Below are 15,034 nucleotides of genomic sequence, written 5' to 3'. Positions count from 1 at the left end.
GAAACGATAGCTAGCAAAAGCCTGACTCCATTCATGCAGTGAGAATGGCGTCACATTAATGGCTAAAGGATATCGCGAACATCAGGTTTCGCCCGATTGCGACTAAGGGTTTCCCTGATGCGGGGCCAGGGTGGGGAACTTTTGCAGCCCCCTCGGTTTATCCCGGTGTGCCCGCAGTAAAGCATGATGGTAAAGTGATATCAATTGCCTTGGCGGTATTTTTCCGCAAGGGTCAAGGTGCGCGTGAAACCGCCGATACAGGGTAGATGATTTCACCTTTTCCGACTCAAGCCTGGGGGTTTTCCAATGGCTGGCATTCTCGACACGGTAGACCAACGCACGCAATTGGTGGGTGAGAACCGCCTGGAAATTCTGATGTTTCGCCTGGCCGGTCGCCAGTTGTTCGCGATCAACGTGTTCAAGGTGCAGGAGGTGCTGCAACTGCCCAAACTGACCTTGATGCCTCAGCGCCACGCCTTCGTCTGCGGTGTGGTCAACCTGCGCGGGCAGACGCTGCCGGTGATCGACCTGTCCCAGGCGATTGGCATGCGCCCGCTGCAACCGGGGCCGGACAGCACCATCATCGTCACCGAGTACAACCGCTCGGTGCAGGCCTTCCTGGTCGGTGGTGTGGACCGCATCGTCAACATGAACTGGGAGTCGATCATGCCGCCGCCTTCCAGTGCCGGGCGCCAACACTACCTGACCGCCATCACCAAGGTCGATGACAAGCTGGTGGAGGTTATCGACGTAGAGAAGGTGCTGGCCGAGATCGTGCCGTACAACGCCCGGGTCTCTGGCGACAAACTCGCCGACCCGGTGCTGGCCCGGGCGCGTGGCCGTGAGGTGCTGCTGGTGGATGACTCCAGCGTGGCCTTGGCGCAGTTGCGCGATACGCTGTCCCAGTTAGGCGTGAAACTGCATGTGGCCAGTGATGGCCTGAAAGCGCTACGTATGCTCAAGGGCTGGGCCGATGCCGGCGAAGACCTGTGCGAGAAGCTGCTGATGGTATTTACCGATGCCGAAATGCCGGAAATGGACGGCTACCGGCTGACCACCGAGATCCGCAGTGATGCACGCCTGCGCCAGCTTTACGTAGTGCTGCACACCTCGCTGTCGGGCAGTTTCAACGAGTCCATGGTGAAAAAGGTGGGTTGCGACAACTTCCTGTCCAAGTTCCAGCCCGATCGCCTGGTCGACGTGGTCAAGCAACGCCTGCTACTGGACACCGCCACTGCGTGAACCCTGGGCCGGCCAGGTATAAGCTTGGCTTTTGGCATGACGCGAGGCAGCAGGGATGTTTCTCAGTGAGTTGTATCGATACCCGGTGAAGTCGGGGCAGGCGCAGAGCCTGCAGGCTTCACCGGTTGGGTTGCTGGGGCTGCAGGGTGACCGGCGCTGGATGGTGGTCGAGGAAGAAAACGGACGCTTCCTGACCCAGCGCGCATGGCCACAACTTGGCCAGTTGCAGGCGTGTGAAGACGACAGTGGCGAGTTGCTGCTACAGGCGCCTGGGCAGGCACCATTGCGGGTACCTGTACCCGCTGCCGACGAAGCCCTGCGTGGTGTGACCATCTGGCGCGATACGTTGCGAGTGCCCGATGCAGGCGATGAAGTGGCGGCCTGGCTGAGCGAACTGCTGGGCAAGGCCGTGCGCCTGGTGCATTGCCCGGAGCAGCGTGCGCGCTACCTGCCCAATGGTTATGGTTTCAACAGTGACCGGGCGGCCTTTCCGGATGGTTTCCCCTTGCTGCTGATTGGCCAGGGCTCGCTCGATGAGCTCAGTCGGCGTGTTGGCCGGCCCATGGAGATGCTGCGCTTTCGGCCCAACCTAGTGGTGCAGGGCGCTGAACCCTTCGCCGAAGATGGCTGGAAGCGGATTCGTATCGGCAGCTTGGTGTTTCGTGTGCTCAAACCGAGTGTGCGGTGCATCTTTACCACGATTGACCCGGCTACCGGGGAGCGCAGTGCCGACCGGGAGCCTATGGCCACGCTCAAGACCTTTCGCGAGAAGGAGGGGGATGTGCTGTTCGGGCAGAACCTAGCCGTAGATGGCAGTGGGTGGCTTGAGGTAGGGATGGAAGTCGAAGTTCTGGAGTAACTTGGTTTGCTGAACCGGCCTCTTCCCGGGTTTACCCGCGAAGAGGCCGGTTCAGGCTCAACAAACCTTACATGTCATCGAAATACCGCTCATGCCAATCCACCAGCGGCTGCGGCGAATTCAGCTTCTGCCCGTAAATCACCGAATACGACAGCACGTTCTGCACATACTGGCGTGTTTCGTCGAACGGGATCGACTCCACCCACACATCGAAGCTCAGGTGCTTGGCGCCTTTCAGCCACTGGCGAACACGCCCGGGCCCTGCGTTGTAGGCCGCCGAAGCCAGCACACGGTTGCCGTTGAACTGGCTGTGCACCTGGCTCAGGTACGCGGCGCCCAGCTGGATGTTTTTGTCCGGGTTCAGTACCTGCGCCGGTGACGCCAGGGGGATGCTGAACTTGCGCGCGGTTTCCTTGGCTGTGGCCGGCATCAGTTGCATCAGGCCGCTGGCACCCACCGGTGAGCGCGCATCCTCCATGAATGCACTTTCCTGGCGGGTGATGGCGAATACCCAACTCGAATGCAGGCCGCGAACCTTGGCTTCGCGCACCAGCGTGTCGCGGTGGGCCATCGGGAAGCGGATGTCCAGATCGTCCCAGTACTGCGCCTGGCTGATGGTGCGGATGGCCGGGAAGTACCAGCGCAGCTCATAGCCCAGGCGCGCCTGGGCAACCATTTCGTCGCGGGTGAAGTGGCGGCTGACGTGGTACCACTCGCGGCGGCCTTCGACGATCTGGCCGCGGGCATGGAATTCCAGCGCGCGCTGAATGCCGGGTGTGTTGCGTACCTTCTTGACCAGTTGCGGGCTCAGCAGCAGCGGCTTGTTGTTCAGCTGGTACGGTGTTTGTGCCCGGTCGGCAGCCAGGAAGCCATAGAAGTCGCGCTCACGCGCCACGGTCTTGTACAGCAGCGGGATCTGCGGGTTGTTCGGCTGTGCCAGCTCCAGGCTGCGAGCCTGCCAGTACTTCCAGCGGCTGCTGCTGGCCAGGTCCTGAGGCAGGCGTTTGGTCAGATCGTAAGCGTCTTCCCAGCGGCCCAGGCGCAACAGCAGGCGCAGGCGCCACTCGCTGACGGTGTTGTCGCGCAGCTCCGGGTCGTAGCGGGTCATCAGGTCGAGGGCGCGCGGGTCGTAACGGCGTGCCAGGGTCAGGCCGATTTCACGGGCGATGGCCACCTTCTCGTCGCGGGAAAAGTGCATGCGCTGGGCGTAATCGTCCAGCAAGGCCATGGCCCGCTCCGGGTCTTGGCGGGCCAGGCGGCGCAGGCCGAGGCTGACCACGTCGGACATGGCTTCGTTGACCGGGGTGAAGCGCGACGGCTGGTTGAGCAGCTCCGGTTTTTGCGCCACGTCGACCAGCAGGCGCCCTTGCGGGCCGAGGGTGGTCAGGGTCTTGACCAGGTTGTTGGCCAGGGCGTAGTTGCGCGCCTGGGCCGCCAGCTTGGTGCGTTCCCAGCGCTTGGCCTCGGTCAGCTGGCCTTCGGCGGCCCACATGCCGAACAGCGTGTCGCACGCGGCAGGTTGTGACTTGCCGACGTTCCACAGTTTGTCGGCCGTGGCGTAGCCCTCGGCACGCAACCCGTGGCTGAGCTGGTACTGGCCGTTGAGGCAGTCCAGTTCGGTGAAGTTGAGCTTGGGGTCGTAGTATTTGACGAAGGTGTCCCACTCGCCCCGTTCGGCCAGCCAGCGCAACCAGCGCAGTTTCATCCAGTTGGCCTGGGGCAGGTCGCCGTGCTTGGCGAGGAAACCTTCGATTTCCTGGTTGCTGGCGCTTTTCAGGCGGGCGGTAAGTTCGTCGTAGGCCAGGTAGGGCGTCAGCGGGTAGTCGTTCAGGGCCTGGGCGTAACGCAGGTACGGGCCTTTGTCACCTTTGGCCAGCGCACGCTTGGCTTCGTCGTAGTACTGGCGTTGCAGGGTCAGGTCGGTGGCCTGCGCCGCGCAGGTGGCAGCGGTAAGCAGCAGGCAGGATGCAATATGTAACAGGCGGCTGCGCATGATACGTCCGGGCAGTTGAACCATGGGGAAGTGACGGCGGAGCCAGCACTGTTGAAAGCTATTGCCTTAGCTTAGCTGTTTGCCGGCAGCGGGTGAAAGCACTGTGCTTGTATCGGGATATTAAGTTCGACCGGATGTCGCCCGGCACTCGCCGGTTGGCCTGGCGGATGCCGTCGAGGGCCAAGTCAGGTAGAATGCGCGCCCGATTTATGGAGACCAACATGACCCTGCTCAAATTCAGCGATGTGTCCCTCGCATTCGGCGCCATGCCGCTGCTGGACAAAGTGTCCTGGCAGATCGCTCGTGGCGAGCGGGTGTGCATCATCGGCCGCAACGGCACCGGCAAGTCGAGCATGCTGCGCCTGGTCAAGGGCGAGCAGAAGGGCGATGACGGTGAAATCTGGCGTGCCCCGGGCCTGAAGATTGGCGAATTGCCGCAGGAACTGCCGGTGGCCGACGCGCGTACGGTGTTCGACGTGGTGGCTGCTGGCCTGGACGGCGTGGGCGAGTTGCTGGCGCAGTTCCATCACCTGAGCATGAACATCCAGGGTGACGAAGACCTGGAAAAGCTCATGCACGTCCAGCACGAGCTGGAAGCCCGTGATGGCTGGCGCCTGCAGCAGGTGGTAGAGAGCACCCTCAGCCGCCTGCAGCTGCCCGCCGACAAGACCCTGGCCGAGCTGTCCGGTGGCTGGCGCCGCCGTGTGCTGCTGGCACAGGCGCTGGTGTCCGAGCCCGACCTGTTGCTGCTCGACGAGCCCACCAACCACCTGGACATCGGTGCCATCGCCTGGCTCGAAGAAGCCCTGCGTGGCTTCAACGGTGCGGTGCTGTTTATTACCCACGACCGTTCCTTCCTGCAGAACCTGGCCACCCGTATCCTTGAGCTGGACCGTGGCGGCCTGATCGACTGGAACGGCGACTACGCCAGCTTCCTGGTGCACAAGGAGGCCGCACTGGCCGCCGAAGAAACCGCCAATGCGCTGTTCGACAAGCGTCTGGCCCAGGAAGAGGTGTGGATTCGTCAGGGCATCAAGGCCCGCCGCACCCGCAACGAAGGCCGTGTACGTGCGCTGAAAGCCTTGCGTGTGGAGCGTGGCGAACGCCGTGAGCGTCAGGGCAAGGCCAACATCCAGATCGAAGCGGCGGAAAAGTCCGGCAAGCAGGTGATGGTGCTGGACAACGTCAGCTTCCATCACCCTGACGGGCCGATGCTGGTCAAGGACTTCTCCATGGTCCTGCAGCGCGAGGACCGTATCGGTCTGCTGGGCGCCAACGGTACCGGCAAGACGACCTTGCTGAAGATGATGCTCGGCGACCTTGAGCCGACCGCAGGCAAGGTAGAGCGCGGCACCAAGCTCGAGGTGGCCTATTTCGACCAGATGCGCCACCAGCTCGACCTTGAAAAGACCGTGATCGACAACTTGGCCGAAGGCCGTGACTTCATCGAGATCGACGGCCAGAACCGCCACGTGCTGAGCTACCTGGGCGACTTCCTGTTCAGCCCGCAGCGTGCGCGCACGCCGGTCAAGGCGCTGTCGGGTGGTGAGCGTGCTCGCCTGCTGCTGGCCAAGCTGTTCAGCAAGCCGGCCAACCTGCTGGTGCTCGACGAACCCACCAACGACCTGGATGTGGAAACCCTCGAGTTGCTCGAAGAGGTGCTGTCCAACTACAAGGGCACTGTGCTGATCGTCAGCCACGACCGGGCCTTCCTCGACAACGTCGTCACCAGCACCCTGGTGTTCGAAGGCGAGGGCAAGGTGCGCGAGTATGTCGGTGGTTATGAGGACTGGATTCGCCAGGGTGGCTCGCCGAAGCTGCTGGGCGTGACCGAGAGCAAGGGCGGCAAGTCGGCCCTCAACAGTGCGGTGGTGGAGAAGGTCGAGGCCAAGCCTGCGCCTGTTGCTGCGCCGGTGGTGGAAGAAGCCTCGAAGAAGAAGCTCAGCTACAAGCTGCAGCGTGAGCTGGAGATGCTGCCGGGGCAGATCGACGCGCTGGAGCAGCGCATGGCTGAAGCCCAGGAAGAAGTGAATGCGGCGGGCTTCTATCAGCGGCCGATTGCGGAGACTTCGGCGGTGCTGGCCAAGATCGAGAAGCTGCAGGGTGAGCTGGATGTACTGGTAGAGCGCTGGGCTGAGTTGGAAGGCTGATCAGATTTCAATCTGTACTGGCCTCTTCGCGGGTAAACCCGCGAAGAGGCCAGTACAGGTTAAATCATTCCTTCTTCAGCAACCGCACCGCCAGCACATCACACGGCGCCCCATGCAGCACGTCATTGGCCGTGGAACCCAGCAACAATGCCAGACCGTGACGGCCATGGCTGCCGACCACGATCAGGTCGCATTTCTGGTCCTTGGCCAACTGGTGAATTTCCTGGCGCGGTTGGCCGTAAGTCAGGTGCGAGTCACCGCGTTTGATGTCCGGGTATTTGTTGAACAGGCGTTCCATGCGCTCTTTGGCCTGGTCGAACTGCTGCTGTTGCAGCTGCGACAGGTCCATCGGCACGTCACCGCCAAATGCCATGGCCATCGGTTCGACGATGTGCACCAGCGACACCTTGGCGTTCGAAGGCGCGGCCAGCGCCATGGCACGCTTGATCACCGGGTCGCATTCTTCGGTCAGGTCGACGGCGACCAACAAATGTTCGTATTGCATGAGCGGTACTCCTGACAATCGCGATAGAAGAAGTATGGTCGCTTTCGGGCGGGTCTTCCGTGAAAAATGGCTAACCAGCTCATTTGCAACGCTTTATGGGATCTACTGATATGACGGTATTGCTGGTGGTGTCAATCCTTGCGCTGATTCTCAGCCCGCTTTCCTGGCTGCGTTCCTCGCGCAAACAGAGTGAGCAGATGAAGCTGCGCCTGGAAGCGCGGCGCATGGGCCTGGCCATGCAGTTGGCGCCGCAGCAATGGCCGCACTGGCTGGAAAAGGAGCCGCCAAGCCCCTGCCCGCAGTACCATCGCGCCCGGCGCCGTGGGCACGAGGACAGCTTCAGCTTCTGGCAGGTCAGCCCGGGGGTGTGGTGGAACCAGTGGCGTGAACCCTGCGAAAATCCGCGCTTCGTGGAGGCCCTGGCGCGCTTGCCGGCGAGCGTTTACAAGGTCGAGGCGGATGCTCGGATGATCGCGTTGTACTGGACTGAGCGGGGCGATACGGCAGTATTGCAGGATGTTGCCTACGTCCTCGAAACCCTCGCCTGATACCTGCTTTGCACGGTCACTGTGGGAGCGGGCATGCCCGCGAACACCGGCGCAGCCGGTGCCAGCCACTGCGTTGAATGCTTCGCGGGCACGCCCGCTCCCACAGGGAATGCGGCGGTTTCAATCGCTATGAACGACAAAGCGGCGGCTTGGCAGAACCCTGAAGGGGTGGGGTGCCAAGTCGCCGCTTTGCGTTCTGCTGCGCAGAAAAGGCCAGGCAGGCCGGGTATTCATTCAAGCAAGTGCCAGTGTAGCCGCCCGGGGTTGTCGTGCAAGCGGAAAGTTGCAGCACGCTGCAAGTGGCTGTGGTCAATCGCTGACATGAATGGGCGGCGATCACTGTCATCATGTTTTGTACCAAGACGATACAAAATGACTGGAAAGTCGCGTTTTCGCCATGCTCGTGAGCATTTGACAACGCCGATCTTTTCGGAGAATGTGTGCACACCCAAATCAAACGGGCGTATGAATTGAGCGTTTGTATGTCGTGACGCCAAGCCATACTTCCGACTAGCGCGCTGACGGGTGTGCCTGGGGCGGGGCAGTTAGGCCTGCTTCTGCTGCAGCGATCGGCGTGTACAGTTCAGCTTCCATATCGTGGAGATCAGTTGATGATTTACGAAGGTAAAGCCATCACGGTTAAGGCTCTTGAAAGTGGCATCGTCGAGCTCAAGTTCGACCTCAAGGGTGAGTCCGTCAACAAGTTCAACCGCCTGACCCTGAACGAGCTGCGCCAGGCCGTCGATGCCATCAAGGCCGACGCCTCGGTCAAGGGCGTGATCGTCAGCAGTGGCAAGGACGTGTTCATCGTCGGCGCCGACATCACCGAGTTCGTCGACAACTTCAAGCTGCCCGAGGCCGAACTGGTCGCCGGCAACCTGGAAGCCAACCGCATCTTCAACGCCTTCGAAGACCTCGAAGTGCCAACCGTTGCCGCCATCAACGGCATCGCCCTGGGCGGTGGCCTGGAAATGTGCCTGGCCGCCGACTACCGGGTCATGTCCACCAGCGCCAAGATCGGCCTGCCGGAAGTCAAGCTGGGTATCTACCCGGGCTTTGGCGGCACCGTGCGCCTGCCACGCCTGATCGGCTCGGACAACGCCATCGAGTGGATTGCCGCCGGCAAGGAAAACCGCGCCGAAGACGCCCTGAAAGTGGGTGCCGTCGACGCTGTGGTCGCCCCTGAGCTGCTGCTGGCCGGTGCCCTGGACCTGATCAAGCGCGCCATCAGCGGCGAGCTGGACTACAAGGCCAAGCGCCAGCCGAAGCTGGAAAAGCTCAAGCTCAATGCCATCGAGCAGATGATGGCCTTCGAAACCGCCAAGGGCTTCGTCGCTGGCCAGGCCGGCCCGAATTACCCGGCACCGGTCGAAGCCATCAAGACCATCCAGAAAGCTGCCAACTTCGGTCGCGACAAGGCGCTGGAGGTCGAAGCCGCAGGCTTTGCCAAGCTGGCCAAGACCTCGGTTGCCGAAAGCCTCATCGGCCTGTTCCTGAACGACCAGGAGCTCAAGCGCAAGGCCAAGGCGCATGACGAAATCGCCCGCGACGTGAAGCAGGCTGCCGTGCTCGGCGCTGGCATCATGGGTGGCGGTATCGCTTACCAGTCGGCGGTCAAGGGTACCCCGATCCTGATGAAGGATATCCGCGAGGAAGCCATCCAGCTGGGCCTTAACGAGGCTTCCAAACTGCTCGGCAACCGCGTCGAGAAGGGCCGCCTGACCCCGGCCAAAATGGCCGAGGCGCTCAACGCCATTCGCCCGACCCTGTCCTATGGCGATTTCGCCCATGTCGACATCGTCGTCGAAGCCGTGGTCGAGAACCCGAAAGTGAAGCAGGCCGTGCTGGCTGAAGTGGAAGGCCAGGTGAAGGACGATGCGATTCTCGCCTCCAACACCTCGACCATCTCCATCAACCTGCTGGCCAAGGCGCTCAAGCGCCCGGAAAACTTCGTCGGCATGCACTTCTTCAACCCGGTGCACATGATGCCGCTGGTGGAAGTGATCCGTGGCGAGAAGTCCAGTGAAGTGGCGGTCGCCACCACCGTGGCCTACGCCAAGAAAATGGGCAAGAACCCGATCGTGGTCAACGACTGCCCGGGCTTCTTGGTCAACCGTGTACTGTTCCCGTACTTCGGCGGCTTCGCCAAGCTGGTCAGCGCCGGTGTCGACTTCGTGCGTATCGACAAGGTGATGGAAAAGTTCGGCTGGCCAATGGGCCCGGCGTACCTGATGGACGTGGTCGGCATCGACACCGGCCACCACGGCCGCGACGTGATGGCCGAAGGCTTCCCGGACCGCATGAAAGACGACCGCCGCTCGGCCGTCGACGCACTGTACGAGGCCAACCGCCTGGGCCAGAAGAACGGCAAGGGCTTCTATGCCTACGAAACCGACAAGCGCGGCAAGCCGAAGAAAGTCTTCGACGCCACCGTGCTGGACGTGCTCAAGCCGGTCGTCTTCGAGCAGCGTGAAGTCACCGACGAAGACATCATCAACTGGATGATGGTCCCGCTGTGCCTGGAGACCGTGCGCTGCCTGGAAGACGGCATTGTCGAAACCGCCGCCGAAGCCGACATGGGCCTGGTCTACGGCATTGGTTTCCCTCCTTTCCGCGGGGGTGCGCTGCGCTACATCGACTCGATCGGTGTGGCCGAATTCGTTGCCCTGGCCGATCAGTACGCCGACCTGGGGCCGCTGTACCACCCGACCGCCAAGCTGCGTGAAATGGCCAAGAACGGCCAGCGCTTCTTCAACTGAGCGGTCAACGAGCTAGAGCGAGAGATTTGATATGAGCCTGAATCCAAGAGACGTGGTGATTGTCGACTTCGGTCGCACGCCAATGGGCCGCTCCAAGGGTGGCATGCACCGCAATACCCGCGCCGAAGACATGTCGGCGCACCTGATCAGCAAACTGCTGGAACGCAACGACAAGGTCGACCCGAAAGAGGTCGAGGACGTGATCTGGGGCTGCGTCAACCAGACCCTGGAGCAGGGCTGGAACATCGCCCGCATGGCCTCGCTGATGACCCAGATTCCGCACACCTCCGCAGCCCAGACCGTCAGCCGCCTGTGTGGCTCGTCGATGAGCGCGCTGCACACGGCTGCCCAGGCGATCATGACCGGCAACGGTGATGTGTTCGTGGTCGGTGGCGTGGAGCACATGGGCCACGTCAGCATGATGCACGGCGTCGACCCCAACCCGCACCTGTCCTTGCACGCCGCCAAGGCTTCCGGGATGATGGGCCTGACTGCGGAAATGCTCGGCAAGATGCACGGCATCACCCGTGAGCAGCAGGACCTGTTCGGCCTGCGTTCGCACCAGCTGGCCCACAAGGCCACGGTCGAAGGCAAGTTCAAGGACGAGATCATCCCGATGCAGGGCTACGACGAGAACGGCTTCCTGAAGGTGTTCGATTTCGACGAAACCATTCGCCCGGAAACCACCCTCGAAGGCCTGGCATCGCTCAAGCCTGCGTTCAACCCGAAAGGCGGTACCGTCACTGCCGGTACCTCGTCGCAGATCACCGACGGCGCCTCGTGCATGATCGTGATGTCCGGCCAGCGCGCCATGGACCTGGGTATCCAGCCATTGGCGGTGATTCGTTCGATGGCGGTGGCCGGTGTCGACCCGGCAATCATGGGTTATGGCCCGGTGCCGTCGACCCAGAAAGCCCTCAAGCGTGCCGGCCTGACCATGGCCGATATCGACTTCATCGAGCTCAATGAAGCCTTCGCTGCACAGGCCCTGCCAGTGCTGAAAGACTTGAAAGTGCTCGACAAGATGGATGAGAAGGTTAACCTGCACGGCGGCGCCATTGCCTTGGGCCACCCGTTCGGTTGCTCCGGGGCACGTATTTCGGGCACCCTGCTCAACGTCATGAAGCAGAATGGCGGTACCCTGGGGGTGGCGACCATGTGCGTCGGCCTCGGCCAAGGTATCACCACTGTCTTCGAACGCGTCTGATCGCGTTGCGGGACAGCAGCCGGGGCCTTGTGCCCCGGTTTTTGTTTTTTTCAGGTTCAAGTCAAGAGGGTGGGCAACATGCAGATACAACCAGGCGTATACCGGCATTACAAAGGGCCTGAGTACCGTGTCTTCAGTGTTGCACGGCACTCCGAGAGCGAAGAGTGGATGGTGTTCTACCAGTGTCTGTATGGTGATTACAGCTTCTGGGTACGGCCACTTTCGATGTTCCAGGAGTCGGTCGAGGTTGACGGCGAGCAGGTGCCACGCTTTGCTTTGGTCAAGGCCGAAGAGGGGCTGCCCGGGTTGCTGGGCAAGTCGCACGCATGATCGTTCGAGCTTGACCTCACACTTTTGCCACTATATATAGCGGTGCCGCGTCTGGCACCTGACGCGTTTTTCATCTTCAGATTCAGGAATACTCCGATCCATGGGCAAATCGCTGGTCATTGTGGAATCCCCGGCCAAGGCCAAGACCATCAACAAGTACCTGGGCAACCAGTACGTGGTGAAGTCGAGTATCGGCCATATCCGAGACCTCCCCACCAGCGGTTCGGCCAGCGCGAGCAAAGAGCCAGCCGCCAAGCGTGGCAAGGCCGCGGGTGAGGCTCCGGCCCTTTCGCCAAAGGAAAAGGCCCGTCGCCAGCTGGTGGCACGTATGGGTGTCGACCCTGACCATGGCTGGAAGGCCAAGTACGAGATCCTGCCTGGCAAGGAAAAGGTGATCGAAGAGCTGCGCCGCCTGGCCAAGGATGCCGACACCATCTATCTCGCAACCGACTTGGACCGCGAAGGGGAAGCCATTGCCTGGCACCTGCGCGAAGCCATCGGTGGTGACGACACCCGCTATAAGCGCGTGGTGTTCAACGAAATTACCAAGAAGGCCATCCAGGAGGCCTTCTCGCAGCCAGGCGAGCTGGATATCGACCGGGTCAACGCCCAGCAGGCGCGCCGTTTCCTCGACCGTGTGGTCGGTTACATGGTGTCGCCGCTGCTGTGGGCCAAGATTGCCCGTGGCCTGTCTGCCGGCCGCGTGCAGTCGGTGGCGGTAAAGCTGGTGGTGGAGCGCGAGCGCGAAATCCGCGCGTTCATCCCGGAAGAGTACTGGGAGATCCACGCCGACCTGGGCACTGCCAAAAACGCCAAGGTGCGCTTCGAGGTGGCGCGCGAGAAGGGTGAGGCGTTCAAACCGCTGAACGAAGCCCAGGCCATGGCGGCGCTGGAGAAGCTCAAGGCTTCCAGCTACAGCGTGGTCAAGCGTGAAGACCGCCCGACCAGCAGCAAGCCATCGGCGCCGTTCATTACTTCCACCCTGCAGCAGGCGGCCAGTAACCGCCTGGGCTTCGGGGTGAAGAAAACCATGATGATGGCCCAGCGTTTGTACGAAGCCGGCTACATCACGTATATGCGTACCGACTCGACCAACCTGTCGGCCGATGCCCTGGACATGGCGCGCAGCTACATCGAGCGCGAGTTCGGCAAGCAGTACCTGCCGGAAGCACCGCTGGTATACGGCAGCAAGGAAGGTGCTCAGGAAGCGCACGAAGCGATTCGTCCTTCTGACGTGAATACCCACCCGACCAAGCTCAGTGGCATGGAGCGTGACGCCGAGCGCCTGTACGAGCTGATCTGGCGCCAGTTCCTGGCCTGCCAGATGCCGCCGGCGCAGTACCTGTCCACCAGCGTCACCGTGGCGGCTGGCGACTTCGAGCTGCGTGCCAAGGGCCGTATTCTCAAGTTCGACGGTTACACCCGCGTGCTGCCACAGCAGAGCAAGCCGGGCGAAGACGACGTGCTGCCAGAAATGGTCCAGGGCGAAGCGCTGAAGCTGATCCAGATCGACCCGAGCCAGCACTTCACCAAGCCGCCGGCGCGCTTCACCGAAGCCAGCCTGGTCAAGGAAATGGAAAAGCGCGGCATTGGCCGGCCCTCGACCTATGCGGCGATCATCTCGACCATCCAGGACCGTGGCTATGTGACCTTGCACAACCGTCGCTTCTATTCCGAGAAGATGGGCGACATCGTCACGGAGCGGTTGTCCGAGAGTTTCTCCAACCTGATGGACTACGGCTTTACCGCCGACATGGAAGAGAACCTCGACGACGTGGCCCAGGGTGAGCGGGACTGGAAAAACGTGCTCGACGAGTTCTACGGCGACTTCAGCAAGAAACTGCAGACTGCCGAGTCCAGCGAAAACGGCATGCGCGCCAACCAGCCGACCATGACCAACATTGCCTGTAAGGAATGTGGCCGACCGATGATGATCCGCACTGCTTCCACGGGTGTGTTCCTGGGTTGCTCGGGTTACAGCCTGCCGCCGAAAGAGCGCTGCAAGGCCACCGTCAACCTGGTGCCCGGTGACGAGATTGCCGCTGATGACGAGGGCGAATCGGAATCCCGCGTGTTGCTGGGCAAGCACCGCTGCCCGATCTGTGCCACGGCGATGGACGCCTACCTGCTGGACGAGAAGCATAAGCTGCACATTTGCGGTAACAACCCGGATTGCGCCGGCTACGAGATCGAGGAAGGCAACTACCGCATCAAGGGTTACGAAGGGCCGAGCCTGGAGTGCGACAAGTGCGGCAGCGAGATGCAATTGAAAACCGGCCGCTTCGGCAAGTTCTTCGGTTGCACCAATCCGGCGTGTAAGAACACCCGCAAGCTGCTCAAGAGCGGCGAGGCTGCGCCACCGAAGATGGACAAGGTGGACATGCCGGAGCTCAAGTGCGAAAAGGTCGACGACACCTACGTGTTGCGTGACGGCGCTTCGGGGCTGTTCCTGGCTGCCAGCCAGTTCCCCAAGAACCGCGAAACCCGCGCACCGCTGGTGCTGGAGATCGTGCCGCACAAGCATGAGATCGATCCGAAGTACCACTTCCTGTGCGATGCGCCGCAGAAAGACCCGGAAGGCCGCCCGGCGGTAATCCGCTACAGCCGCAAGACCAAGGAGCAGTACGTGCAGTCCGAGGTCGATGGCAAGCCGACCGGCTGGAAGGCGTTCTACGACGGGAATGCGTGGAAGGTTGAAGACAAGCGCTGATCTGACGCTGCTGTAATTGGGGCCGCTTTGCGCCCCTTCGCGGGCAAGCCCGCTCCCACAGGTTCTGCGCCAGATTCAAGGGCTGCGCGAAACTTGTGGGGGCGGGCTTGCCCGCGAAGGGGCGCAAAGCGGCCCCAATCATTTATGATGCAGACATTCGCCTTGCAGCCTCATGGGAGGGCACAGAAATGGCCCAGGAACTCTACACCCGCACCAACCAGAAACTGTTCTTCGCTGGCCTCGCTCTGGAGTCCATGGCCAAGGCCGAGCAAAGCCAGGCCATGAACGCTCAAGGCCTGGTGCAGGCCGAGCGCGAATCGGCGCTGTTCCACCTGTACGGCGCGCTGCTGGGCTTGTGCCATGAAATCGGTGGTTTCTATCGCTTGCCGGTTGTGGCAACGGTTGAGCAGGCACTGGCTGACGACGCGCTGAATGGCATCGCCATCCCGGAAGTAGCTGAGCTACTGGAAATCGCCCGTCAGCGCGAAACCTGGCTGGCGCAAATGCTGGGTGCTTATGCCGATTTGTTCCGACCACCTGTCGCGAAGAAGGCGCCGAAAACTGACGTTACTCAACCCCTGATCCAGGCCGTCAATCTCGATGAGCCCGAGCATCCTGCACTGTCGCGTGCCGAACTGGAAAGCTGGCGCAACAACCTCAAGGGCTTGGTAAGACGTTTCCGCGAGGCGTTGAGTGAGTGCTGATAGCCGCAACGGCTGGTACACTAGCGG

At 61.7% G+C, this 15,034-nt stretch carries 11 protein-coding genes; 9 read left to right on the top strand and 2 right to left on the bottom strand.

Annotation, left to right across the window (positions count from 1 at the left end; all coding sequences use genetic code 11):
• Window positions 1-306: 306 nt before the first annotated feature.
• On the top strand, window positions 307-1,242 hold the full coding sequence (locus ACF8R4_RS12635; RefSeq protein ID WP_392492571.1) for a chemotaxis protein CheV: 936 nt from the start codon (window positions 307-309) through the stop codon (window positions 1,240-1,242).
• A gap of 55 nt (window positions 1,243-1,297) precedes the next feature.
• Window positions 1,298-2,101, top strand: coding sequence for an MOSC domain-containing protein (locus tag ACF8R4_RS12630; protein WP_060498867.1), 804 nt, complete (start codon window positions 1,298-1,300; stop codon window positions 2,099-2,101).
• Window positions 2,102-2,168: 67 nt separating this feature from the next.
• Here ACF8R4_RS12630 and ACF8R4_RS12625 read toward each other — a convergent pair whose 3' ends face one another.
• Window positions 2,169-4,094: a transglycosylase SLT domain-containing protein gene (locus ACF8R4_RS12625; RefSeq protein ID WP_164524269.1), complete on the bottom strand. Its 1,926-nt coding sequence runs from the start codon at window positions 4,092-4,094 to the stop codon at window positions 2,169-2,171.
• 221 nt (window positions 4,095-4,315) lie between these two features.
• Here ACF8R4_RS12625 and ACF8R4_RS12620 point away from each other — a divergent pair, with 221 nt between their 5' ends.
• The gene (locus tag ACF8R4_RS12620; RefSeq protein ID WP_060498869.1) at window positions 4,316-6,244 is read left to right on the top strand and encodes an ATP-binding cassette domain-containing protein; all 1,929 of its coding nucleotides are present in this window, start codon (window positions 4,316-4,318) and stop codon (window positions 6,242-6,244) included.
• Window positions 6,245-6,308: 64 nt separating this feature from the next.
• On the opposite strand, the gene ACF8R4_RS12615 is transcribed toward ACF8R4_RS12620, so the two are convergent.
• A complete protein-coding gene (locus ACF8R4_RS12615; RefSeq protein ID WP_060498870.1) occupies window positions 6,309-6,749 on the bottom strand; it encodes a universal stress protein in 441 nt (146 codons plus the stop codon).
• Window positions 6,750-6,859: 110 nt separating this feature from the next.
• Here ACF8R4_RS12615 and ACF8R4_RS12610 point away from each other — a divergent pair, with 110 nt between their 5' ends.
• The 6 genes from ACF8R4_RS12610 to ACF8R4_RS12585 all read left to right on the top strand — a co-directional run bounded on the left by ACF8R4_RS12610 (window position 6,860) and on the right by ACF8R4_RS12585 (window position 15,007).
• The gene (locus tag ACF8R4_RS12610) at window positions 6,860-7,297 is read left to right on the top strand and encodes a hypothetical protein (RefSeq protein ID WP_060498871.1); all 438 of its coding nucleotides are present in this window, start codon (window positions 6,860-6,862) and stop codon (window positions 7,295-7,297) included.
• A gap of 611 nt (window positions 7,298-7,908) precedes the next feature.
• On the top strand, window positions 7,909-10,056 hold the full coding sequence (gene fadB / locus ACF8R4_RS12605) for a fatty acid oxidation complex subunit alpha FadB (protein ID WP_104835247.1): 2,148 nt from the start codon (window positions 7,909-7,911) through the stop codon (window positions 10,054-10,056).
• 31 nt (window positions 10,057-10,087) lie between these two features.
• Entirely contained in the window at window positions 10,088-11,263 is a 1,176-nt protein-coding gene (gene fadA, locus ACF8R4_RS12600) for an acetyl-CoA C-acyltransferase FadA (protein ID WP_013971712.1), read from the top strand.
• A gap of 78 nt (window positions 11,264-11,341) precedes the next feature.
• A complete protein-coding gene (locus ACF8R4_RS12595; protein ID WP_025754461.1) occupies window positions 11,342-11,593 on the top strand; it encodes a DUF1653 domain-containing protein in 252 nt (83 codons plus the stop codon).
• Window positions 11,594-11,693: 100 nt separating this feature from the next.
• Window positions 11,694-14,303, top strand: a complete 2,610-nt coding sequence (topA, locus tag ACF8R4_RS12590; protein ID WP_060498873.1) for a type I DNA topoisomerase — start codon at window positions 11,694-11,696, stop codon at window positions 14,301-14,303.
• 188 nt (window positions 14,304-14,491) lie between these two features.
• Window positions 14,492-15,007: a DUF6586 family protein gene (locus tag ACF8R4_RS12585; RefSeq protein WP_392492568.1), complete on the top strand. Its 516-nt coding sequence runs from the start codon at window positions 14,492-14,494 to the stop codon at window positions 15,005-15,007.
• Window positions 15,008-15,034: the final 27 nt, after the last annotated feature.

Source organism: Pseudomonas sp. FYR_2 (assembly GCF_043106425.1).
In the GTDB taxonomy this organism is placed as follows: Bacteria; Pseudomonadota; Gammaproteobacteria; order Pseudomonadales; family Pseudomonadaceae; genus Aquipseudomonas; species Aquipseudomonas monteilii.
This window is presented reverse-complemented; position numbering and strand designations above follow the sequence as displayed.